Genomic DNA, 21449 nt, shown 5'->3' on the forward strand with positions numbered 1-21449 from the left:
GATCGACAACGGGCCCCGCGACCGCCCGGCCGTGGCGCTGACCTTCCACGGGCAGGGCAGTCCGCAGATCGCCGATGCCGTGCTCACCACCGCCGAACAGGCGGGCGCACGGGTCACAGTCCTGGCCGTGGGCAGTTGGCTCGACCAGTATCCGCAGATGGCGCACCGCATCCTGGCCGGCGGCCACGATCTGGGCAACCACACCCAGAACCATCTCGACATCTCATCCATGTCCGCCGCCGACGCCGCCGCCGAGATCACCGAGTGCGCCGACCGGATCCGTGCCCTGACCGGCGGGCCGGGCAGCTGGTTCCGGCCCTCGCAGACCCAGTACGCCTCGCCGTTGCTGGTCGATCTGGCGCGGCAGGCGGGCTACGCGCACGTGCTGTCGTACGACCTCGACTCGCTCGATTACACCGAGCCCGGCCCCGCCGAGGTGCGCGCCACGGTGCTGGAGCAGGTGCGGCCCGGCTCCATCGTGAGCCTGCACTTCGGGCATTCCGGGACGGTGACGGCGCTTCCGGGGATCCTGGACGGGCTGCGCGAACGGAATCTACGCGCGGTCACCGCCACCGCACTGGTGCGCTGAGACCTCAGTCGGGCAGTCGCACAACGCCATCCAGGTATCGATGACAACGACCGACCAGCAGCACCCGGTTGCCGTCGAGCATGCAGCGCAGTGAGCCGCCGCGGCGGGAGAGTTGACGGGCCCGCAGGTCGGTACGACCGAGTTCGGCGGCCCACAGCGGAGTGAGCTGGGCGTGCGCGGAGCCGGTGACCGGGTCCTCCGGAATGCCCACGCCGGGTGCGAACAGGCGCGAGACGAAATCGACCGACTCGCCGCGGGCGGTGAGGATCACCCCGCGCGACATCTTCGGGAACGCCGAGAGATCGGGCTCGGCCTCGCGCACCTGCCGCTCGGTGGCCAGGACGATCACCTCGTCCTGGCCGGTCAGCGCGCGCACCGGGTGCACGCCCAGCGCTGCGATCAGCTCGGGATCCGGTATCACGTCGAGGGATTCGACCATCGGCAGGTCCAGGACCAGTTCGTCGTCGTCGGTGCGGTCCACGGACAGCCAGCCGCTGCGGGTGTAGAAATGCACGCGGTCCGCGCCCGGATGCATATCCTCGAGGATCTGCGCGGCGCTGGCCAGCGTCGCGTGCCCGCACATGTCGACCTCGACCCTCGGGGTGAACCAGCGCAGGTGATAGGCGGGACCGCCGTCGGGCGGGTAACCGGCCTCATGCGGCAGATTCGCAGTGTAGAAGGCGGTTTCGGCGAGGTTGTTCTCCTCGGCGAGCTGTTGCAGCAGCCCGTCCGGCAACCACGAGTCCAGCGGCATCACCGCCGCCGGATTGCCCGTGAACGGCGCGTCGGCGAACGCGTCGATCTGATGCAGTAGAACCTCCATACTGCCGAAGGTACCCGTGCCGCGAGCCCGACACGCGAAAGGATTCGCCTCCCGGCGCGCCATAGCAGGCGACCAGTTCCGCGCGTCGGGCACGTACCGATCCACGCGGGGTGGCGAATCCCTTGGGATCGCCGCTATTTCGAGGCCCGCTGCGGCAGCATCGCGCGCCCGGTCGCGGCAGCGCTGAACCACCAGGCGATTTCGACCAGCACGATACCGACCAGACCACACGCCACCGCCACACCGGTCAGCGCCGTATTCGAGGGGTCGAGCCGGAAGAAGTGCCGGGTGAACGGCACGGAGAACAGGATCACGTAGCCCGCAACGGATCCGGCGATCAGCAACACCTTCCACCACACCCACGGACGGGCCACGATCGCCAGCACCCACACCGCCACGATCAGCAGCGTGATCAGCGCCGTGGTGCCCGCCTGCTCCTTCTGCGCCTCGCTCTGCTGCGCGCCGCGGTAGGCGATGAGGTAGGCCACGAACGTCATCGCGCCGATCACCACCCCGGACGGTATCGCCAGCCGCAGTACTCGCGGCACGAAACCCGTTCGCGCCCTTTCGTTGTTCGGGGCCAGGGACAGGATGAACGCCGGGATGCCGATGGTGAACCAGGCCGCCATCGTCACGTGCCGGGGCAGGAAAGGATACGGGACCGGCTGGTAGTGGAAGATCTGCGAGCCGATCCCGACCACACCGACCAGGAAGGCCAGCAGCACCGAGTACACGGTCTTGGTGAGGAACAGAGTCGACACCCGCTCGATATTGCCGATCACCCGCCGTCCCTCGCCCACCACGTATGGCAGCGTGGCGAATCTGTTGTCCAGCAGAACGATCTGCGCGACCGCGCGGGTGGCCGGGCTGCCCGCGCCCATGGCGACGCCGATGTCGGCGTCCTTGAGCGCCAGCACGTCGTTGACGCCGTCGCCGGTCATCGCGACCGTGTGCCCGCGCGATTGCAGCGCCGAGACCATCGCCCGCTTCTGGTCGGGGCGCACCCGGCCGAAGGTGGTGTGCTGCTCGATCGACTGCGCCAAATCCTGCTGTCCGGAGGGTAATTCGCGGGCATCCACCGGATCGTCGCCGCCGGGCAGGCCCAGGGACGTGGCCACCGCGCCCACCGAGACGGCGTTGTCGCCGGAGATCACCTTGATCGAGACCTGTTGTTCGGCAAAATATTCCAGCGTCTCGCGAGCGTCGGGACGCACGCGCTGCTCGAGCACGACCAGCGCCTGCGGAATCGGCTCGCCCGGGGCATCGGGCGCGTCGACCGGACGGTCACTGCTCGCCAGCAGCAGCACCCGCAGTCCCTTGCTGCCGATATCCTGCGCGGTGGCGGCGATCTCGGATTTCGGGTCGAGCAGCACATCGGGCGCGCCGAGCAGCCAGTTGCCGTGCTCGCCGTAGGAGCTGCCGCTCCACTTCTTCGCCGAGGAGAACGGGGCCAGCGCCGTGCGCCGCCAGCCCGGCGCCTCGGGGCATGCCTCCCCGATCGCCGCCACGCTGGCGTTGGGCCGCGAGTCGCCGGCGGCGAGGGACGCCAGCACCTGCCGCAGTTCCCGCTCCGAGGATTCACCCACCACACGGATTTCCGAGAGCACCATGCCGTTCTCGGTCAGCGTCCCGGTCTTGTCCGCGCACACGACGTCCACCCGCGCCAGTCCCTCGATGGCCGGGAGCTCCTGGACCAGGCATTCCCGCCGCCCCAGGCGCACCACACCGACCGCGAACGCGATCGTGGTCATCAGCACCAGGCCCTCGGGCACCATCGGCACCAGTGCGGCCACCATGCCGTTGAGCGCGGACCGCCAGGACTGGTGACTGGCGAACAGCTGGTTGTAGATCGTCACCAGGCCCGCCGGAATCAACAGGTACGTAATGACTTTCAGAATGGTGTCGATACCGGCGCGCAGTTCGGAGCGCACCAGGGTGAATGTGCTGGCGTCCGAGGCCAGCCGCGCCGCGTAGGCGTCCCGGCCGACCTTGGTCGCGCGATAGGCGCCCGAGCCGGACACCACGAAGCTGCCCGAGAGCACCTGCGCGCCCACGGCCTTGCCGATCGGATCGGCCTCACCGGTCAGCATCGATTCGTCGATCTCGAGCAGTTCGGACTCCTGGACCTCGCCGTCGACCACGATCTGATCGCCGGGGCCCAGCTCGATCAGGTCGTCCAGCACGACCTCGCCGGGGGCCACCTGATGCGCGGCGCCGTCGCGGCGCACCACCGGCCGGGCCTGCCCGACGATCGCCAGTTGGTCCAGCGTGCGCTTGGCCCGCAACTCCTGCACGACGCCGAACACGCTGTTGGCGATGATCAGCAGCCCGAACATCCCGTCGATGAGCGATCCGGTCGCCAGCACCAGCACGAACAGCACGCCCAGGATCGCGTTGATCCGGGTGAAGACGTTTGCCCGGACGATGTCCGCGACCGACCGGCCCGTCCGGTCCGGAATATCGTTGGTGTGACCCTCACGAACCCGTTCCTGAACATCCGCACTGGTCAACCCGGTTTCACGCGCTACCTGCTCGGTGCTCGACATACCCCATAGCCTAGAGCGCACGCGCGGTAACCAGATGGATGCTCACAAGGTCGCGCCACCCAGGTCATCCCCCGGGGCCGTACGGGTTTACCGCGCCCGCTGCGCGTCCTTGCGATGCAAGACCGCGTCCAGCACGGTGAACACTGCCGCCGCGAGGATCAAGATCGCCGAAACCAGCAGTGCCACAGCGAGTCCGTGGTGGAAGGCCGTCTTTCCGGTGTTGATCGCCTCGGAAACCTTCGACAGGTATTGGAGATACGGGGTGAGGTCGATGCCCTTGGGTATGCGGCCCCGCTCGACGGCATCGATCGCGTTGGGCTGCAACGATCCCGGCAGTCCCACCTGATCCATCCGCGTCGTCAGCTCCGAGATGAGGTACGAGTTCACCAGCGCGCCCAGTACGGCCACGCCGGTGGCCGAACCGACCTGGCGCATCGTATTGGTGACCGCCGCGGCCATGCCCGAATGTTCCGCGGGCACCCCGGACAGCACGGCCGAGGTCAACGGCACGACGGCGATGCCGAATCCGAGCCCGGCCACGGCCATCGCGGCCGACAGCGTGGGATCGTGCAGTGTTCCGGCCAGGGCCTGGCGGGTCAGCAGGATCCCGCCCGCGCCGAGTACACAGCCGACGATCATGGGGATACGAGCGCCCTGACGCGCCACCCACAACCCGGCCACCAGCGCTCCGACGATGATCGCCACGGCCATCGGCGCGAACACGGTGGCCGTGCGCGAAGCCGAATACGACTGCATCACTTGCAGATACAGCGCGGTGAAGAAGAAGATCGAGAAGACGCCGAAGTAGACGGCGAAGGCGACCACGAGCGCGCTGCGCACCGTGGGCAGCCGCAGATAGCGGAAGTCCAGCAGCGGCGCGCCGGCGCGCCGCTCGACCACGACGAATCCGATGAACGCGAGGGCGCCGACCGCGAACAGCGTGACCACCGAGGCGGAGCCGTACCCATGATCCTCACCGGTGGTCGCGGCGTAGATCACCGACCCGAGCGCGATCGCGCCGAGCAGGAATCCGGCCCAGTCGAAGCGGGCCTTGCTCGGATCGGAGCTCTCCGGAACCGACCACAGCGCGGCGACCAGGGCTACGGCCCCGAGTATGAGGTTGAACCAGAAGATCGACCGCCACCCGTACGCGTGGACCAGCTCGCCGCCCAGCACCGGCCCGGCTGCCAGGGCGAGACCGGACACCGCCGCCCAGACCCCGACCGCCTTGGCGCGCGCCCGCTCGTCCGGGAACATCTGCCGCAGCACCGACAGCGTGCCCGGCTCCGACGCGGCCGCACCCACACCCATGACCACGCGCCCGGCGATGAGCGCCGGCACGCTGTCGGCCATGGCCGAGACGACCGAGCCGGCGCAGAAGATCACCAAACCGGCGATCATGACCCGCTTGCGCCCCCACCGGTCACCGAGCGACCCGCCCGCCAGCATGAGGCAGGCGAACACCAGCGTGTAGCCGTTGACCACCCACTGCAGCAGCATCACATCGGTGCTCAACTCGTGCCGGATATCTCCCAGCGCGACACTGACCACCGTCGTGTCGAGAAAGGTCACGAACAACACGGCGCTGAGAGCCGCCAGCGCGATACCGGTCCGCACAGCGGATTTGGGCGGATTATCCGTGGACGTCACGCGCACAGGGTACTTGTAACGGACGTCGAACCCACGTCGAACGCGCAATCATCGTCGGGCGGTCCGATGAATACCCGTCTGGCATCGATAGGACCGAATCACGTCGTGGGCTGCACTAGAATTCGAGCGAGCTTGGCATATCCGGGGTGGCTTGTATGAACGGTAAGCGGGTCGGCATCATCGGCGGCAGTATCGCCGGATGCGCCGCCGCCATCGTTTTGCGACGGGCCGGATGCGATGTCACCGTTTTCGAGCGCAGTGCGGGCGCGCTGCGGGATCGCGGTCACGGCGTCTCGTTTCCGGTCGAGGTCCGCAACGAATTGGAAGCCGAGGGCCTGATCGATGCCCGGGCGCCCGCGCAGTTCATCGCCGAGCGCTACTGGTTCGCCCGTGACGGGGACGCACCGCTCGGCCGGCTGCTGTGGCGGCAATCGATGCACGGAGCTTCCCACAACTGGGGCATGCTCTGGGCGAACCTCCGGGATCGCCTCGACGGCGCCGACTACCGCGACGGCCTGCCGGTGACCGGGATCGAACCCGGCGCCGACGCCGTCACCTTGCGCTTGGGTGACGGCACGGCCGAGCGATTCGACGTCGTCCTCGGCGCGGACGGTTACCAGTCGATGGCGCGAGCGTTCGTGGATCCGGCCGCGACGCCCCACCACGCCGGATACGTGCTGTGGCGCGGGGGCTATCCGATCACCGAGGTCCCCGAGCCGATACCCGACGCGCTGCGGCACCAGAGCTCGAGCGTGGTCTACTCCGGCGGGCACGGCGTGATGATGCTGATTCCCGCCCCGCATCCGCCCGGACTGCGCGTCTACTGGGCGGTGTATCACCGAACGGCGCAGTCGCTGTCGCCCGGCCTCGGCGCGGTCACCGGGGATCGCCTGCACGGGCTCGACGACCTGCTGACCGATCACTTCCCGCCCTACTGGCGGGAGATCATCGCGCGGACCGAGCGGAACACCACCCTGGTCCATCCGGTCGTCGACGTGCGGATGTCCCAGTACGCGGCACAGCGGATCGCGTTGATCGGCGACGCGGCCACGGTGGTCCGGCCGCACGCCGGCAGTGGGGCGGTCAAGGCCGTCCAGGACGCCCTGGCACTGGGCCGCCTGCATCGCGAGCACCGTGACTGGGACACCGTGCTGGCCGCTTACGACGCCGAGCGGCGCCCCGCGGGCAACGCGCTGGTCGACCTCGGCGAGCGCATCGGCCAGGCCCAGGTCACCTCGACGCCATCGTGGACCACCATGACGCCCGGCGACTTCGACGCCTGGATGCGGTCCATCCTTGCCGGAGGCCGCCTCTACCTGTACGACCTGGAGAAGTGAGCAGCATCCGCAACCCGATCCGACCGGCCCGTCAGCCGATGGATGCCAATGCCGCAGAAGCACATTCGATGACCTGACTGCATCGTACCGACGCGCGGCCGTTCGCCACTACGTGGTGATCACATCGCTGGTGCGACCCTGCGGGCGACCGCTGAGTTCGGCATCCAGGGTTTCCTGGGCGAACCACATCTGCTGCTGATACCCGGGCTCACCCAGCCGGCGCATACCCTCCTGTGGCGTCACGGTTTCGACGATGGCGGTGATCCACCAGATGTTGCCGAACGGGTCGCGGACCCGGCCGGGGTGGTGGTCATGGGCTCATTGTGCAGCGGGGGTACGACATGTTCGCGAGGCGCGAACGGCAACTGATCAGGAATCGAGAAGCTCCGGACGGGGGTCGGGCCATACCGTTGATGACGACGGAGTACAAAACACAGAAGGGAACACTCCGATGGCGAAGAAGCTGGATGCGATCCTCTACCCGGTGACCGATATCGACGCGGCGAAGGCCCAGTTCACAGCATTGCTGGGGGTCGCTCCGGCGATGGATCAGCCCTATTACGTGCACTTCGAGACCGCCGACGGGATCGCGGTGGGACTGGTTCCGGGCGGCGATCAGCGCGGCCTGGTCACCGGGACGCCGTTCTGGACCGTCGACGACATCAAGGGCCAGGTCAAGGCGCTGGTGGAGGCCGGCGGCCTGGTCTCCGAGGATGTGCACGAGGTCGGCGGCGGCAAACTGGTGGCGATCGTCAAGGACGCCCAGGGCAACGTCATCGGGCTCGCCCAGTCCTGAGCCGGGAGACCGCGTCAGCGGTCCGGGACCGGGCCGTCGTCGGGGCCGGGTACGACGGCATCGGTCTGCTCGGGCAGCAGCGGCAGCAGCGCGAAGGCATCGGCGGCGGCGTCCGGCGGTAGCGCCTCGACCGAGCGGATGCCCGGACGCGTGGACAGGGCTCGAAGCTGGTCCAGGCGGCCGCGCACGACCAGGTCGACGGCGCAGGGGCACCCGGCCTGCAGGCGCGCCGCCATGACCGCGGCGATGCGGCGGGTGCGGTCGTCGGTGGTCTGCGACGTGTTCAAGGCTCCCGCCGCGGCGCGGGCCGAACCGATCGCGGCCGCGTCACCCGCGGGGACGGGCACGGTGATCGGCGGGGTGTACACGCGGTCGATCGGCACGTGGTAGACCACGTTCGAGATCCGCAGACCCGCAACGGATTTCGGAAGGTCGTCCGGCGCGACGCCGGTCGTGAAGGTGACCAGCGCCCAATGCTCGTCGGCGTCACCACCCTGAAGCGAAACCCGTGCCCGCGCAAGGTAGTCCGCTACTCGCTCACCGGAGTCCGGTCCCAGCCGATCGGTCGCGACCACCGAGGCGCGGGGCGGCTCGGCCCAGCCCAGCACCACGATGAACACGACGAATACGACTGCCGCACCGACGAATCCAGCGATTCGCCAGCGCTCACGCATGCCGCAGGACGTCCAGGGCGTGCTCCAGATCGGCCGGATACTCGCTGGTGATCTCGACCCAGCGCCCGTCGGCGGGATGCGCGAAGCCCAGCGACCGGGCGTGCAGCCATTGGCGTTCCAGCCCGAGCCGCTGCGCGAGCCGCGGATCCGCGCCGTAGGTGAGATCGCCACAGCAGGGATGCCGGATCGCGGAGAAATGCACCCGGATCTGGTGCGTGCGACCGGTTTCCAAGTGGACGTCCAGCAGGCTGGCGGCCTGGAACGCCTCGACGGTGTCGTAGTGGGTGACGCTGGGACGACCGTCGGCGGTGACCGCGAACTTCCAGTCGTTGCCGCGCGCGCGGCCGATCGGCGCGTCGATGGTGCCGCTGGACGGGTCCGGATGCCCCTGGACCAGGGCGTGATACCGCTTATCGATGGTGCGCTGCTTGAACGCGCGCTTGAGCACTGTATAGGCATGCTCGGACTGCGCCACCACCATCACCCCGGACGTGCCGACGTCGAGGCGGTGCACGATGCCCTGCCGCTCGTGCGCCCCGGAGGTGGAGATCCGGTAACCCATCGCGGCCAGCCCGCCCACCACCGTGGGCCCGGACCAGCCGACACCGGTGTGCGCGGCCACCCCGACCGGCTTGTCCACCGCGACGATATCGTCGTCGGCGTAGAGGATCTTCATGCCGTCGACGGGCGTGACCTCGACCGTCAACTCCCGCTTGGGCTCCGCAAACTCCACCTCGAGCCACGCGCCCCCGGCCAGCCGATCCGATTTACCGGCCGGCGCCCCGTCGAGCTGCACCGAACCGTCCTCGGTGAGCGCCGCGACAGCCGTCCGCGACAGCCCCAGCAGCCGCGACAGCCCGGCGTCCACCCGCATCCCGTCCAGACCGTCGGGAACCGGCATGGCACGGCTCTCCCTCATGCCCGCGCCTCGCTGCCGCTCGGCTCCGGCATGAGCGAAGCCCGCTGTGTCATGGATTCGGTCGCAAGCTCCCTCATGCTCGGTCCTCCTGCGACCGCGAGTGCCGACCATCCGGTTCGAACCCGAACACGGTCAGCACGACCAGCAGAATCGCGCCGCAGACGATCGAGGAGTCGGCCAGGTTGAACACCGGCCACCACTTCGTCACGGAGATGAAGTCCACGACGTGGCCCTGCAGCGGGCCGGGCGCGCGGAACAGCCGATCGACCAGGTTGCCGACCGCGCCGCCGAGTACCAGGCCCAGCCCGACCGCCCAGCCCGCCGATCGCAGCGACCGCCCGATCCGGATCACCCCGACCACGACGGCCGCGGCGATCAGCGTCAACAGCCAGGTCATGCCGGTGGCCATGGAGAACGCCGCGCCCGGATTGCGTATGAGGGTCAGGCGCACCACGTCGCCGATGATGGAAACAGGCTCGCCTGGAGTCATATTCGCGACCACCAGGGCCTTGGAACCGAGGTCCAGGGCGAACGCCACGGCCGCGATCGTCAACAGGATCGGCAGAGTGCGGCGCGGGGCCTCATATACCTCCGCCCCGGTATCCATCTCCGCGGTGGGACTCGCCCCCTCGTGGTCCGAATCGGCCGATACCGCGCCGGCCTCGCCGTCCACCGATCCGGCGCTCGCCTGGCGGCCCGCATCGACGGACGCCTCGTCGCCGGTCCGGCGGGATGCCTCGTCACGGTCGTCGATACGGTCGTCATCTATGTGGTCGTCGGTGTGCTGCTCGCGCGGCCGGTCGATACTCACCTCACCCATCATTCCCTATGCCGATCACGGCTTCGCAGCTGGACAGAGCCGCGCTCTCTCGGTCGCGTCAAAGCAGATTTTCAGGTACCGGTCGTAACCTGTTCGACGTGACGGTGCCTTCCCACTCCCGCAGGAGATTCCGGCCCGCCCGCACGGGTGCGTTGCTGCTGGTCCTCACGGTCGCCATGGCGACCCTCGGCGTCGCCGCGTGCAGCGACGTCATCGAGCGCCGCAGCGAGGCCGAGGTCGACCCGTCCGCTCTGGACAAGGAGGTCACCATGCCGATCTCGGCGGTGGTGACCACGGTGCTGAACGCGGGTGAACAGCCGCGCTCACTGCTGCGCCGCGCGATCGCCGTCGGCCACTCCCAGCAGGTGACACTGCACACGGTCCATCACATCGAACAGCAGATCAACAACCAGACCTCGCGCGATTTCTCCCCGCCGACCGTCACCATCCCGCTCACCGCGACGACCTGCTCCGACGGCGTCGACCTGACGCTCGGCACCGCCACCTCGTCCGATCCGGACCTGGCCCAGCAGTTGCAGTCGGCGGACGGCTCGCACGCCGGATTCGCGATGAGCGAGGTGGGCGCGATCACCGCGCTGCGGATGGCCGCCACCCCGACCACCTCGGACACCGCCCGCGCGGCCCTGGAGCAGGCGTTCTACCAGGCGGTGTATCAGTCGATCGCCTTCCCGACGGCCGCGGTCGGCGAGGGCGCGGTGTGGACGGTGCGCCAGGAGGTCGGCGCCGGCGTGCCGCTGGAGCAGGTGACCACGGCGACGCTGACCAAGCGCCAGGGCAATCTGCTGACCATCGGCCTCAATGTCACCCAGACGCCGCAGTCGAACCTGTGGGCGCTGCCCAACAACGCGGGCGCGCTGAACATCATCGACTACGCGATGCACGGCGCGGGCACCATCACGGTGGATCTCGGCCTGCCGCTGCCGGTTTCGGGAGCGGTCACCGTGGGCGGCACGCAGACCTTCCGCGACCCGCACAGCGCGGTCCTGGTCTCGCAGAACACCAGCACCCGGGTGCAATGGGGGCGGTAGGCCGACACGCACCGCCCGTATGCCACAGTGACAGTGTGTTCAGCCGCAGCCGCACTGTCCTGATCGTCGCTGCCGCGGTCCTGGCCGCCGGATGCGGCTCGCACCACGGTAGTTCGCTGCCGCGGGTGAGTTCGGCGAAGATCCCCTCCTCGGTGACCGCCGCGCCCTTCACCGATTCCGCCGCACTCCAGGCGAAGCTGCTCACCGCGACCGATATGCCGCCCGGATTCGAGCAGATCGACAACGGCTCGGGCGGCGGCGGTAACGGCCCGACCCAGCCGGACCGCTCGCACACCAGCCCGGCCGCATGCGCGAAGGTGCTGGACCCGGTGAGCGATCAGGTCCCCGGCTCGACCGCCGGCGGCGCGGTGCACTATTCGTCGGCCGACTTCGACAGCATCGATATCGACGCCGCCAGCTATCCGAACAAGGCTGCGGCACAGGCGTTCTCGACGGTTCAGCAGCTGCTGGGCGACTGCGGCTCCTATTCGGGCACCGATGCCGACGGCACAGCCGTGAGCTACCAGGTCGGCGGGCTGAACCAGGCTCGAGCGGGTGACGCGTCGGTCTCGTTCCAGGTCCGCACCACCAGCCAGGGCATGACGCTGTATTCAGCGGCCACGGTCGCTCTGGTCGGCAGTACCGTTGTCCAGGTCGCCCGCGCGGCGCAGAAACCCGTCGACCCCGAAGCCCTGCGCGGCCTCACCGACACCCAGGTCCAGCGGCTACAGGGCATCTCGGGACCGTAGAGCGCTCCATCGTCCGGCATGAAATCATCCCATCGTCCCGGCCTGCCTGTCGGCCGGAATCCACCGTAACCCACTGCGGGTCGGTGGATTCCGGCCAAAAGCGCGCCGGAACGACGAACAAGGCGAGTGCCGGAACGACGAACGGGACCAGCGACGGAACCACGGACGTTCCTACCAGGCCGTATTGATATGGCCCGGCGTCCACATCCCGCCGTGGGTGTCCTGCGTCACCGTGGGCGCCGCAGGGACGGCGTCCGGGGCGATCGGGGTCAGGCTCTGCAGCTCGCCCCAGTCCTCGCGCCAATTGTCCTTCAGATAGGTGGCCAGCGTGCTCGAGCGCAGCAACTGATCACTCCAGCCGAGCGGCCCGCCGCCGTCGTGGCTCTCCCACAGCGTGGTGTCGTGCGCGCCGCCGCGGTCGGGCATGATGCGCCACAGCGGGGTCTGGGCGATGCCGTCCTTGTGGTCGTACGGGCGCTGGCACGAGAACTGCAACCCGACCGCCCAGTCCTGCAACACCGGCTGCTGGGACCCGACCAGCGTGTTCAGCGTCTCGGTGACCGGCACACGCGGCGGGGTCAGTGCCACCCACTGTCCGGGATCGAGGCTGTGCACGCCGGCCACGATGCGGACCACATCGGCCCGCGCGGGAACCTGACTCAACGGCACTCGCAGGTTGCGCCACGACGGGGCCGGGCCGATATCCATCGGCGTCACCCGTCCCAGCGGCTGTGCGGTTGTCGCGGAATCGGTTGTGCCGTATTCGATCTGGACTGGCTCGCCCGGCGTGACGATGCCGTCCTTGTCGACCGACTGGATACGTCCGGCCGCGGCGACCGCGATGATGCCGCCACGATCGCTCGACGGTGGCAGGCGGTACCAGCCGGTGGTCAGGTCCGAATTCCCGCCCTGTCCGGACGTGCCCAACTCCGGGGTCGTCCGCGAGTCGAGACCGAAAGGCAATGGCGCACCGGCGGTCTGCGTGCCCGAATCAGCGCTCGACCTGGCGCCCAGCGTGGTGGCGCTCGCGATGCTGCTGGAGCCGGCGGGCTGGCCGTCGGGAGTCAGGTCACCGATTCCGTCCGGCACGAATCCCGTCGCGCCATTGGCGAATGCGCGGAACGGATTACCTCCGGCCAGCGGCTTCAACATCGAGGCGTTCGGATCCGGCTCCACCAGAACGTCATTGGCCAGACCACACGTCTTCCCCGTCACCGCAGCCACATTCGAGGCGGCCAGCGAGAAGCCGGGATACTGTGAGACCACGCCCTTGGCGAACGACCCTACCTCGAACAGCACCAGGATCGCCGCCGCCACGGTGAGCGGCGGAATCTTCATGAGCTTCGAGGCTCTAGGCGAAACCCGCTGCGGCGTACCGGGTTCCGGCGCCCGCACATGCCACCAAGCGGCCAGCGCCAGGAATATCACCGCGGGGATCAGGAAGATCTTGTACAGCGTGAAGTGATGGATGGAGGGCGGCTTGTCGTTCCACGGCACGCCGAAGCTGGAGATCCACCACCACTGATTGACGCTGGTGAACACCTGCGCCAGGATCAGGCTCACCACCGCACCGAACAGCGCCCGGTTGCGCAGCGAGCGCAGTACTTTCGGCCCCACCGCCACCGCGGTCAGCGCCGCGACGCATCCGGCGATCCCGGCGTACACGCCGTTGTGGTGAGTGAACTTGGTGGGCGACAGCGCCATCAGCAGGATCGCGCCGAACGTCAGCCCCAGCAGGCGCTTGGTCGGCCCGGGCGCGGTGAAGGGAATCCGCCCGCCCTTGCGCAACAGCACGAACACACAGACCAGCAGGCCCAGCCACATCGCGACCATGCCGAAGCGGCGACCGATCGAACCGTCCGCGGTGGGCATGAACAGCCACTGATAGCTGAGGTATTCGTTGTACCAGGCGTCGGCCGGGCCGGCGATCTGGTGGACGCGATCGGTCTCGAACATGTCCGACAGCGGGATCACCGAGAACGCCACCGCCACGACCAGCGTGCCCGCGCCGGCCAGCGGGGCCAGCAGTGCGCCGTACGCGCGGGTCCAGCCCCACCGAGAGACTTTCGTTCCCGGTGCGGCCCCAGCCAATTCGCGGGCTCGGGTGATGCCGAACCGCCAGACCGATCGCATCCCGGCGATCAGCGGCGCGAGGCAGATCGCACCGGACGGGTTGGCGGTACACGCGAACGCCGCCGCCACGATCGCCAGCGCATACGGCAGCAACCGGTGGGTCGCGATGGACCGCTCGACGAAGCACCAGGTCAACATCACGCAGACCGCCACGATCGGCTCCGGGCGCAGGCCGTTGTCGTACGGCAGCCAGATCGCCAGGAAGCCCAGCGCGCCGGTCCACACCGCGACCCTGTCGTGCCGCACGGCCGCGCCGAACCGCGGCAGGATCTCGCGGCTGATCAGCAGCCAGCACAGGATCCCGGCCAGCAGCGTGGGCAGGCGCACCCACGGGCTCGCGGTGCTCAATTCGGACATCCGCGCGAGCATGTCGAACCACGGTGTGCCGACCGGTGTTTCGGGCACACCCCAGTAGCGGAAGTAGTTCGCCATGTAACCCGACACCAGCGAGGCCCGGGCCATGCCGAACTGGTACCCGTCATCGGAGGTGGTCGATCCGATGAAGTACCAGACGACGAGCGTCCCGAGCACGATCGCGTCCACGAACCGGAAGGTCCACCAACGCTGCGGCAGCAGCCGCCGGAACCGGCGCCCGTCCCGCGCGTCCAGGAAGTACAGCGCCACCAGCGCGATGAGCGTGCACACGATCGCCAGGATCGTCGAGACGCGCTTGGCGATCGTCGGGGTGATCGAGAACCGGCTGTCGACCTGCGCGCCGGCCGTGGTTCCGGCCGGCGAGCGCAGCTCGCTGAAGATCCCGACCAGCTGCGGACGCCAATCACCGGTCAGCGTCACGGGATTCGCCACCGAGGCGGGCACCGCGCCGCCGGCCAATGTCGCCGTGGCCGAGGAAATACCGGCGTGCAGGGTGAAGGTGGCGCCCCGCAGATCCTTCAGCGGCACACTCAGCAGCGACTGGTTGCGAAGCACCGCCTGGAAGGTTTCGGGCTGATGGTCCTGTGCCGGATTCACCCGCGCCACGAACCCGTAGTGCTCGAGATCGGGGGCGCCGTCGGGCAGGGTCGACACCAGCACGCCGCCGTGCGCACCGAGTTGCGCCATCGCGCTGTACGGGATCGTGGTGTCGAAGGTCAACGGCGCGTAGCTGACCAGCGGCGCGGTGATGCTGCGCGGCGAGCCCTGCTGCGGCCAGGACAGCGTGGTGTGGTCCACCTTCACCGGGAGCAGCGGCACCGCGACGGCGAACAATGCGCCGAGCAGGCCCGCGATGAACGCCACCGGCTTGGCCCAATTCCTGCGGCGCGATCCCTGATTTCCGGGATTCTCGCCCGCCGCGGGCGCCTCATCCGCCCTCACCATCGTGTCGGTCACGGAGGCAGATGTTAGCCGGGACCCTGGGTAACCGACGAAATCGCTGGACGATTCTCAGCCTGGCCTTAAGAAAGCCAGGGAACGAGAACGGGCCGCGAACCAGGTGGTTTCCGACAGCATCGCTGCGGCTGGTTCGCGGCCCGTCGGCCCGGGTGTGACCCCGCTCTTCGGCCTAGGTGCAGGCGGGAGAGCTCTGGTTCAGGTTCTTCAGACCGTTGCAGGCCCACTGCAGCTGCAGCACCCACTTGCCGTCCTGCACGACGAACGGGACGGTGGCGGTGTTGTTCTGGCCGCCGTTGACCGAGAAGTCGGCCGTGGCGGTCAGCGTGTCGCCGAGAGACTGCACGGAGGTGACCGTGATCTTGGCGTTGTTCTGCTTGTAGGCCGCGATCAGCTTGTTGATCATCTGCGGGTCCTTCTGCAGGGCCGTGGTGCCGTTCTGCAGATACTGCACCTTCTCGGAGTCCGCGACATTCGGGTTCAGCACCTCGGCCAGCTCCTGGTTCAGCTGGGGCGCGGTCGGCACCGGCGGCGTGTTCGCGGCGGTCGTAGCAGCGGCGGCGCTGGTGCTCGTCGAGGAACTCGAAGAGCTCGAGGTCTTGTCGCCACTACCACAGGCCGACAGGCCCAGTGCGGCCGTGACGGCCAGCGCGGCAACCGCGATGCGTCCAGTCCTGGAAAGCTTCAATGCTCGTCCTTCTCGTTCGGTTGGTCCTGCACGATGTGGGCATCAACCTACCCGTCAACCTTCAACGGAGGCTAAGGAGCGGATCGGCCGGACCGAGGTCGGAATCGTCGGCAGCGAAGGTATACGCCGGTCCCGGCCCTGTCGAGCGGGTCTCGAATCTGACTGTGACACGACCGTGCCCGCTGCCCTGCACCCAGCCGTGCCCGAATTCGCGATGGGCAACGTCGCGACCTGGGTAGAAGAACTCGGCGGTGTGCAAGGAGCGGGTCGCGGGCGGCACGATGGCGGTGTCCGCCGACACACTCGGCCCGGGCGTGTCGGCGGTAGGTGTGTCGGGGTGCGCGGAGGGTTCGGCGAAAATCGGCTCGGCGGCGACGAATTCGTCCAATTCCGCCGAACCGCGCGGTTCGGTCGACTGGTCCAGCTCCGGGAACAGCGACTCCTGACGCACCTCCGACAGTCCGCCGTAACCGACACCGACCAGGCGGATCGGCCCGATCTGCGCCGGATCCAGGGCCGAGCGCAGGGCCGCGGCGGTGAGGGTGGTCGGATCCTCGGTGGCGTACGGCAGCGTGAAGGAGCGGGTCAGGATGCTCATATCGGCCTTTCTGAGTTTCAGCACCACCGTGCGCGCGGCCCGGCCGTCGCGCAGCAGTCGCCGATGCGCCGCCTCGGCCATCTCCTCGATCGCGGGACGCAGCTGAGCGAGGGTGCGGATATCGGTCTCGTAGGTGGTCTCGGCGCTGATCTGCTTGGCCTCGGTGCGCTCGGCGACCGGGCGGTCGTCCAGGCCGCGGGCCAGGCGGTGCAGTGCCGCGCCTACGCTGCCGCCGAGCAGCGACACCGCCTCCGACTCGGGCAGCCCAGCGAACCCGCCCACGGTCTCGATGCCCACCGAGCGCAGGCGCCCCTGCGCGACCGGACCGATCCCCCACAGCTTGCGCACCGGCAGCGCGGCCAGCAACTGCTGCTGTTCGTGGGGTGAAATCACCCGCACCCCATCGGGTTTGGCCAGGTTCGAGGCGATCTTGGCGAGCTGCTTGCCGGTGCCCGCGCCGACCGAGGCGACCAGGCCGGTGCGCTCGCGAACCAGGGCCCGCAGCGCCTCACAGAACTCCAGCACCGCATCGGCGCTCGCACCGGCCAGTTCGGCGGGCTCGCCGAACGCCTCGTCGAACGACAGCGTCTCCAGCACCGGGATGCGCGAGCGCAACGCCTCGAACACCTGCCCGCTGAGCTCGCCGTACACCACCCCGCGCGGCGGCACCACCACCGCGGTGACCCCGATCAGGCGGCGGGCCTGATGCATCGGCATCGCCGAGCGCGCACCGAACACCCGGGACTCGTAACTGGCCCCGGCCACCACGCCCCGCGCACCCATTCCACCGACGAGAACGGGCCGTCCGCGCAGGGTGGGCCGGGTGAGTTGCTCGACCGAGGCGAAGAACGCGTCCATATCGATGTGCAGCACCCAACGCCGGGCCCGGTGCTCGGAATCGCGGGGTTCATACGGATTGCCACGGGGTTCCTGACCGGGTGGCGGCAACCCACCCGCGCCGCCCCGCGCCGCGACTACCCCGGGGTACGACCCCTGACCAGGCCCTCGCCGCGTCGTAGCCGGGTCGGCCTCGGTGCTCATACCCGGAAATCTACGCTCGGCTACCGACAGATTCGGTCGTGGCCGTATGTGATGATCGGACGATGAGCATCCGCAAGGCCGTCATCCCCGCCGCGGGCATCGGCTCCCGCTTGCTGCCCTTGACCAAGGCCATCCCGAAGGAGATGCTGCCGGTCGGAGACAAGCCGGTGATCGAGCACACCGTCCGCGAGCTGGTCGCCTCGGGGATCACCGACATCACCATCGTGGTGAGCGCCGGAAAGTCCTTGATCCAGGACCACTTCCGGCCCAATCCGGCGCTGGTGGCGCAGTTGCGCGCGGACGGCAAGGCGGCCTACGCCGATGCGGTGGAGGAGGTCGGCGAGTTGAGTCGCTTGGGCCACATCACCTATCTGGACCAGCACGGCCCCTACGGCAACGGCACCCCCGTCCTGAACGCCGCACGCAACCTGGGCGACGAGCCGATGCTGGTGCTGTGGCCCGACGACGTCTTCGTCGCCGAGGTGCCGCGCGCCCAGCAGCTCATCGACGCGTACAACAAGACCAAATCCCCGGTGCTGGCGCTGATGCCGATGGAGCCGGGCGAGTCGGCCCGCTACGGCGTGCCGGTCGTGGAGGAGACGTTCGACAACGGCCTGATGCGGATCACCGGCCTGGTCGAGAAGCCCAAACCCGAGGACGCCCCGTCGGCCTTCGCCGCGGTCGGCGGCTACGTGGTCACCCCGGGCATCGTCGAGGAACTCGACAAGCAGGTCGCCGACTGGTACTCGCACCGCACCGGCGAGGTCTACCTCACCGACGCGATCAACGCCTTCGCCGCCGCGAACGCGGTCTACGGCCAGGTCATCCACGGCCGCTGGTACGACACCGGCAACCCCGCCGACTACCTCATCGCCCAGTTCGCCTCGGCCCTGACCCACCCCCAGTACGGCCCCCGCCTGCGCCAGCTCGTCACCGACTGACCCTGACCACTCCCCTCCTGGGCGGCAGCCGGAACCGCGGGTAGGCGAGCCGGATTCGGCGGCCGGATCGCGAGACCGGCGCTCCGGAGCGCCCTCGAGCCGAGCACGCTCCGGAGCGACCGCCAAGCCGAGTAGAAGGAGGGGGATGCCGTCTGCGTCCGAGCACTGCACTGCCAACGCGACCACCGACGCGCCCAGCGGCGAATCGTCTCTGTACGCCGGAACTCCTAGGCGGAGGCAATAACAATGGAGTTTTCGGCGCGGCGCGTCGGTCGGGTACCGCTGCGTAGGCGACGAAGGAGCAAGCAGCGGTGCCCGACCGACGCGCCTCAGGGCGCCGAAAACCCGCCGGAGCGAAGCGGAGGCCAAAAACACAGGCCAAAGATTCAGAAGAAGCGGCGGATCGCGAAGATGTGGAACTGCGTGATCGGCGTGTAGACCACGCCCACCCCGTAGTCGTATGCGTTCAGCACCATGCCGTTGCCGACGTAGATGCCCTCGTGTGAGGCGTCGCGGTTCACGATGACCACGTCGCCCGGCTGAATCGCCCAGATCGGCACCGCACTGCCCGCTTTGGCCTGCTGCCAGGTCGTGCGCGGCAGGAAGATGCCCACCCAGCGGTAGGCCCATTGCACCAGGCCGGAGCAATCGAAGGAGTTCGGGCCCGTGCCACCCCACTTGTAGGGCTTGCCCAGCTGGGACTGCGCGATCGACAACGCCGTCCTGGCCCGCGGGCTGGAGACCGGCACCATTGCCGAACCGCTCGCGCTGCCCGACGCCGATCCGGTGCCCGACCCCGAGGAGGCGCTGCCCGTACCTCCGGCGACAGGGTCGGATGCGCTACCGGTCTCGGCGCTACCGGAGTTCGCGACGGATTCGATGGGGATACTGCCGGGATCGGCCGCGGCCGTGCCCAGCGCGGCGGTCTGGACCACCGTCGCGAGGGTCAGCGTGCCCATCAGCGTCGCCAAGAGGTATCGCAAGGGTCTGCGGTGTGTCGTACTTGCCATGGTCTCGCCCTTCGGGGTGACACACGCCACCGCCACGACCGGCGACTCGACGACAGTGACCGCTTCCCCACGGGCATCTCGACGGGACGACAGACCTGGCGATGCGCATGTATTTCAGCTGGGTCGAACGGATGGAACCTCAACTAGACCGTCAGAGTTGCTCTGGCATAGCTGTTGTACCGTACGCCCCACCGGTCACACAAGATACAATCCGGCACCGACCAGGGATAACGAAGTCGTTAAGGGGTGTGATCTGCGGCAATTCGTGGGTACACAAAATGATCACGATCGGCGCGCCGCGATTTCCCCCTGCGGCGCGCCGATTGCTATATCTGCGCCAGATCCCGATGCCGCGTCTCGGGCAGCGCGAGGATCGACAGCAGTGAGATCAACGCCATCGCGGCCATGAACACGCCCACCGCCGTGGTGCCGTGGTACTGGCCCAGCGAGGCGACGATCAGCGGGGCCGCGCCGCCGCCCAGCACACCGCCCAGGTTGTAGGCGATACCCGCCCCGGTGTAGCGCACATCGGTACCGAACAGCTCGGGCAGATACGCGGCCACCGGACCCCAGCCGATGCCCATGGCCAGCAGCGCCCCGGACAGGCTGACGGCGATCAGCACAGGATTACGGGTGTTCAGCAGCGGGAACATGACCAGGCTCCATACCAGGCTGAAACCCGCGCCCAGCAGCAGGATTTTGCGGCGGCCGATCAGGTCCGACTGCCGCGCCACGACGAAGGTCGCCACACCCATCACCGTCACCGCGATCAGCGACAGCCCCAGCGCCGTATTCCGAGGAATACCAAGGTTTTTCGTGACATAGGTGAGGCAGTAGGTGGAGGCGGTGTAGAACATCACGTACACCACCAGGATGACGCCCGCGCCCAGCAGCAACTGCTTCGGATAGCGCCGGACCACCTCGACGGTCGGCATCCGGGTCGCGCCGCGTGTGGCCAGGAACTTCGCGAACGCGGGAGTCTCGGCGATGCGCAACCGGATGCGCAGTCCGATCGCCACCATCACGAACGACAGAAGGAACGGCACCCGCCAGCCCCAGGCGTCGAACGCACCCTTGGGCAGCCACGCCGACAGTGCCCAGAACAGCGCGGTGGCGACGAAAAAGCCGATGGGCGAGCCCATCTGCGGCGCGGAGGCATACAGCCCGCGTTTACCCGGCGGTGCGTATTCGGTGGAAAGCAGTGCCGCACCGCCCCATTCGCCGCCCAACCCGATACCTTGCAGCACCCGCAGCACGACCAGCAGGATCGGCGCGGCCATGCCGATACTCGAATAGCTCGGCAGCAGGCCGATGAACGCCGTGGACAGGCCCATCAGCAGCAGCGAGAACACCAGCGTGGCCTTGCGCCCGACGCGGTCGCCGAAGTGCCCGAAGATGATCGCGCCCAGCGGCCGGGCGAGGAAACCCAGGGCGAAGGTCGCCAGCGAGGCCAGCGTCCCGGCCACCGGCGAGAGCGACGGGAAGAACAGCTTGTTGAGCACCAGCGCCGCCGCGGTGCCGTAGATGTAGTAGTCGTAGAACTCGATCGCGGTACCGATGAAACTGGCGGTCGCGATGGCCCGCTGCGACATCCGCGGCGACGCGGGGACATCGTCGTCACCGGAGAATGGTGGGGCGGCAGAGGCTGAGTCGGTCACCGTATTCCTCATCACATCGATCGAACCGCGTAATGCTACGTGACCTACGGGACCGCAGATGAGACGGTTCAACGCCACTCGGCGGATGCGACCAGT

General features: G+C 68.6%; 18 protein-coding genes. 6 read left to right on the plus strand and 12 right to left on the minus strand.

Annotation, left to right across the window (positions count from 1 at the left end; translation table 11 throughout):
* A partial coding sequence (locus JZ791_RS30865; protein WP_216899160.1) for a polysaccharide deacetylase family protein occupies positions 1–589 on the plus strand: 589 nt, incomplete at its 5' end.
* A 4-nt stretch (positions 590–593) separates the two neighbouring features.
* On the opposite strand, the gene JZ791_RS30870 is transcribed toward JZ791_RS30865, so the two are convergent.
* The 3 genes from JZ791_RS30870 to JZ791_RS30880 form a co-directional block, all read right to left on the minus strand.
* The gene (locus tag JZ791_RS30870; RefSeq protein WP_216899162.1) at positions 594–1412 is read right to left on the minus strand and encodes a PhzF family phenazine biosynthesis protein; all 819 of its coding nucleotides are present in this window, start codon (positions 1410–1412) and stop codon (positions 594–596) included.
* A 134-nt stretch (positions 1413–1546) separates the two neighbouring features.
* Positions 1547–3958: an HAD-IC family P-type ATPase gene (locus JZ791_RS30875; RefSeq protein ID WP_216899163.1), complete on the minus strand. Its 2412-nt coding sequence runs from the start codon at positions 3956–3958 to the stop codon at positions 1547–1549.
* An 87-nt stretch (positions 3959–4045) separates the two neighbouring features.
* Positions 4046–5608, minus strand: coding sequence for an MFS transporter (locus JZ791_RS30880; RefSeq protein ID WP_308163172.1), 1563 nt, complete (start codon positions 5606–5608; stop codon positions 4046–4048).
* A gap of 155 nt (positions 5609–5763) precedes the next feature.
* Between JZ791_RS30880 and JZ791_RS30885 the strand changes: the two genes are divergently transcribed.
* Positions 5764–6945, plus strand: coding sequence for an FAD-dependent monooxygenase (locus JZ791_RS30885; RefSeq protein WP_216899165.1), 1182 nt, complete (start codon positions 5764–5766; stop codon positions 6943–6945).
* Between the two features lie 108 nt (positions 6946–7053).
* Here the strand turns inward: JZ791_RS30885 and JZ791_RS46185 are convergent, their stop codons facing one another.
* Positions 7054–7188 (minus strand): hypothetical protein, encoded by a 135-nt coding sequence (locus JZ791_RS46185; protein ID WP_256461990.1) that lies wholly within the window; start codon positions 7186–7188, stop codon positions 7054–7056.
* A 208-nt stretch (positions 7189–7396) separates the two neighbouring features.
* On the opposite strand from JZ791_RS46185, the gene JZ791_RS30890 reads away from it, so the two are divergent.
* On the plus strand, positions 7397–7741 hold the full coding sequence (locus tag JZ791_RS30890) for a VOC family protein (RefSeq protein WP_216899167.1): 345 nt from the start codon (positions 7397–7399) through the stop codon (positions 7739–7741).
* Positions 7742–7755: 14 nt separating this feature from the next.
* Here the strand turns inward: JZ791_RS30890 and JZ791_RS30895 are convergent, their stop codons facing one another.
* The 3 genes from JZ791_RS30895 to lspA all read right to left on the minus strand — a co-directional run bounded on the left by JZ791_RS30895 (position 7756) and on the right by lspA (position 9941).
* Entirely contained in the window at positions 7756–8415 is a 660-nt protein-coding gene (locus JZ791_RS30895; protein WP_216899168.1) for a hypothetical protein, read from the minus strand.
* The gene (locus tag JZ791_RS30900; RefSeq protein WP_216899170.1) at positions 8408–9334 is read right to left on the minus strand and encodes an RluA family pseudouridine synthase; all 927 of its coding nucleotides are present in this window, start codon (positions 9332–9334) and stop codon (positions 8408–8410) included. Before JZ791_RS30900 ends, JZ791_RS30895 begins: the two co-directional genes overlap by 8 nt.
* A gap of 73 nt (positions 9335–9407) precedes the next feature.
* The gene (gene lspA / locus JZ791_RS30905; protein WP_216899205.1) at positions 9408–9941 is read right to left on the minus strand and encodes a signal peptidase II; all 534 of its coding nucleotides are present in this window, start codon (positions 9939–9941) and stop codon (positions 9408–9410) included.
* Positions 9942–10252: 311 nt separating this feature from the next.
* On the opposite strand from lspA, the gene JZ791_RS30910 reads away from it, so the two are divergent.
* The gene (locus JZ791_RS30910) at positions 10253–11203 is read left to right on the plus strand and encodes a hypothetical protein (protein ID WP_308163174.1); all 951 of its coding nucleotides are present in this window, start codon (positions 10253–10255) and stop codon (positions 11201–11203) included.
* Between the two features lie 35 nt (positions 11204–11238).
* A complete protein-coding gene (locus JZ791_RS30915) occupies positions 11239–11952 on the plus strand; it encodes a sensor domain-containing protein (RefSeq protein WP_216899172.1) in 714 nt (237 codons plus the stop codon).
* Positions 11953–12123: 171 nt separating this feature from the next.
* On the opposite strand, the gene JZ791_RS30920 is transcribed toward JZ791_RS30915, so the two are convergent.
* The 3 genes from JZ791_RS30920 to JZ791_RS30930 form a co-directional block, all read right to left on the minus strand.
* Complete coding sequence (locus JZ791_RS30920; protein ID WP_254206634.1) at positions 12124–15405, minus strand: arabinosyltransferase domain-containing protein; 3282 nt, start codon at positions 15403–15405, stop codon at positions 12124–12126.
* A gap of 184 nt (positions 15406–15589) precedes the next feature.
* The gene (locus JZ791_RS30925) at positions 15590–16105 is read right to left on the minus strand and encodes a WKL family lipoprotein (protein ID WP_216899175.1); all 516 of its coding nucleotides are present in this window, start codon (positions 16103–16105) and stop codon (positions 15590–15592) included.
* Between the two features lie 61 nt (positions 16106–16166).
* On the minus strand, positions 16167–17561 hold the full coding sequence (locus tag JZ791_RS30930) for a DNA polymerase IV (RefSeq protein WP_254206635.1): 1395 nt from the start codon (positions 17559–17561) through the stop codon (positions 16167–16169).
* Positions 17562–17806: 245 nt separating this feature from the next.
* Between JZ791_RS30930 and JZ791_RS30935 the strand changes: the two genes are divergently transcribed.
* On the plus strand, positions 17807–18685 hold the full coding sequence (locus tag JZ791_RS30935) for a UTP--glucose-1-phosphate uridylyltransferase (protein ID WP_216899179.1): 879 nt from the start codon (positions 17807–17809) through the stop codon (positions 18683–18685).
* Positions 18686–19071: 386 nt separating this feature from the next.
* On the opposite strand, the gene JZ791_RS46305 is transcribed toward JZ791_RS30935, so the two are convergent.
* Entirely contained in the window at positions 19072–19695 is a 624-nt protein-coding gene (locus JZ791_RS46305; RefSeq protein ID WP_305802138.1) for a C40 family peptidase, read from the minus strand.
* Between the two features lie 326 nt (positions 19696–20021).
* Positions 20022–21353 (minus strand): MFS transporter, encoded by a 1332-nt coding sequence (locus JZ791_RS30945; protein ID WP_216899181.1) that lies wholly within the window; start codon positions 21351–21353, stop codon positions 20022–20024.
* Positions 21354–21449 lie beyond the last annotated feature (96 nt).

Source organism: Nocardia alni (assembly GCF_019038435.1).
Classification (GTDB): domain Bacteria; phylum Actinomycetota; class Actinomycetes; order Mycobacteriales; family Mycobacteriaceae; genus Nocardia; species Nocardia alni.

Coding starts and splice junctions, on each gene's coding strand:
- JZ791_RS30890 (WP_216899167.1), top strand. CDS start 7,397: ATGGCGAAGAAGCTGGATGCGATCCTCTACCCGGTGACCGATATCGAC.
- lspA (WP_216899205.1), bottom strand. CDS start 9,941: ATGGATACCGGGGCGGAGGTATATGAGGCCCCGCGCCGCACTCTGCCG.
- JZ791_RS30885 (WP_216899165.1), top strand. CDS start 5,764: ATGAACGGTAAGCGGGTCGGCATCATCGGCGGCAGTATCGCCGGATGC.
- JZ791_RS30930 (WP_254206635.1), bottom strand. CDS start 17,561: ATGGACGCGTTCTTCGCCTCGGTCGAGCAACTCACCCGGCCCACCCTG.
- JZ791_RS30935 (WP_216899179.1), top strand. CDS start 17,807: ATGAGCATCCGCAAGGCCGTCATCCCCGCCGCGGGCATCGGCTCCCGC.
- JZ791_RS30920 (WP_254206634.1), bottom strand. CDS start 15,405: ATGGTGAGGGCGGATGAGGCGCCCGCGGCGGGCGAGAATCCCGGAAAT.
- JZ791_RS30900 (WP_216899170.1), bottom strand. CDS start 9,334: ATGAGGGAGAGCCGTGCCATGCCGGTTCCCGACGGTCTGGACGGGATG.
- JZ791_RS46305 (WP_305802138.1), bottom strand. CDS start 19,695: ATGGCAAGTACGACACACCGCAGACCCTTGCGATACCTCTTGGCGACG.
- JZ791_RS30870 (WP_216899162.1), bottom strand. CDS start 1,412: ATGGAGGTTCTACTGCATCAGATCGACGCGTTCGCCGACGCGCCGTTC.
- JZ791_RS30895 (WP_216899168.1), bottom strand. CDS start 8,415: ATGCGTGAGCGCTGGCGAATCGCTGGATTCGTCGGTGCGGCAGTCGTA.
- JZ791_RS30875 (WP_216899163.1), bottom strand. CDS start 3,958: ATGTCGAGCACCGAGCAGGTAGCGCGTGAAACCGGGTTGACCAGTGCG.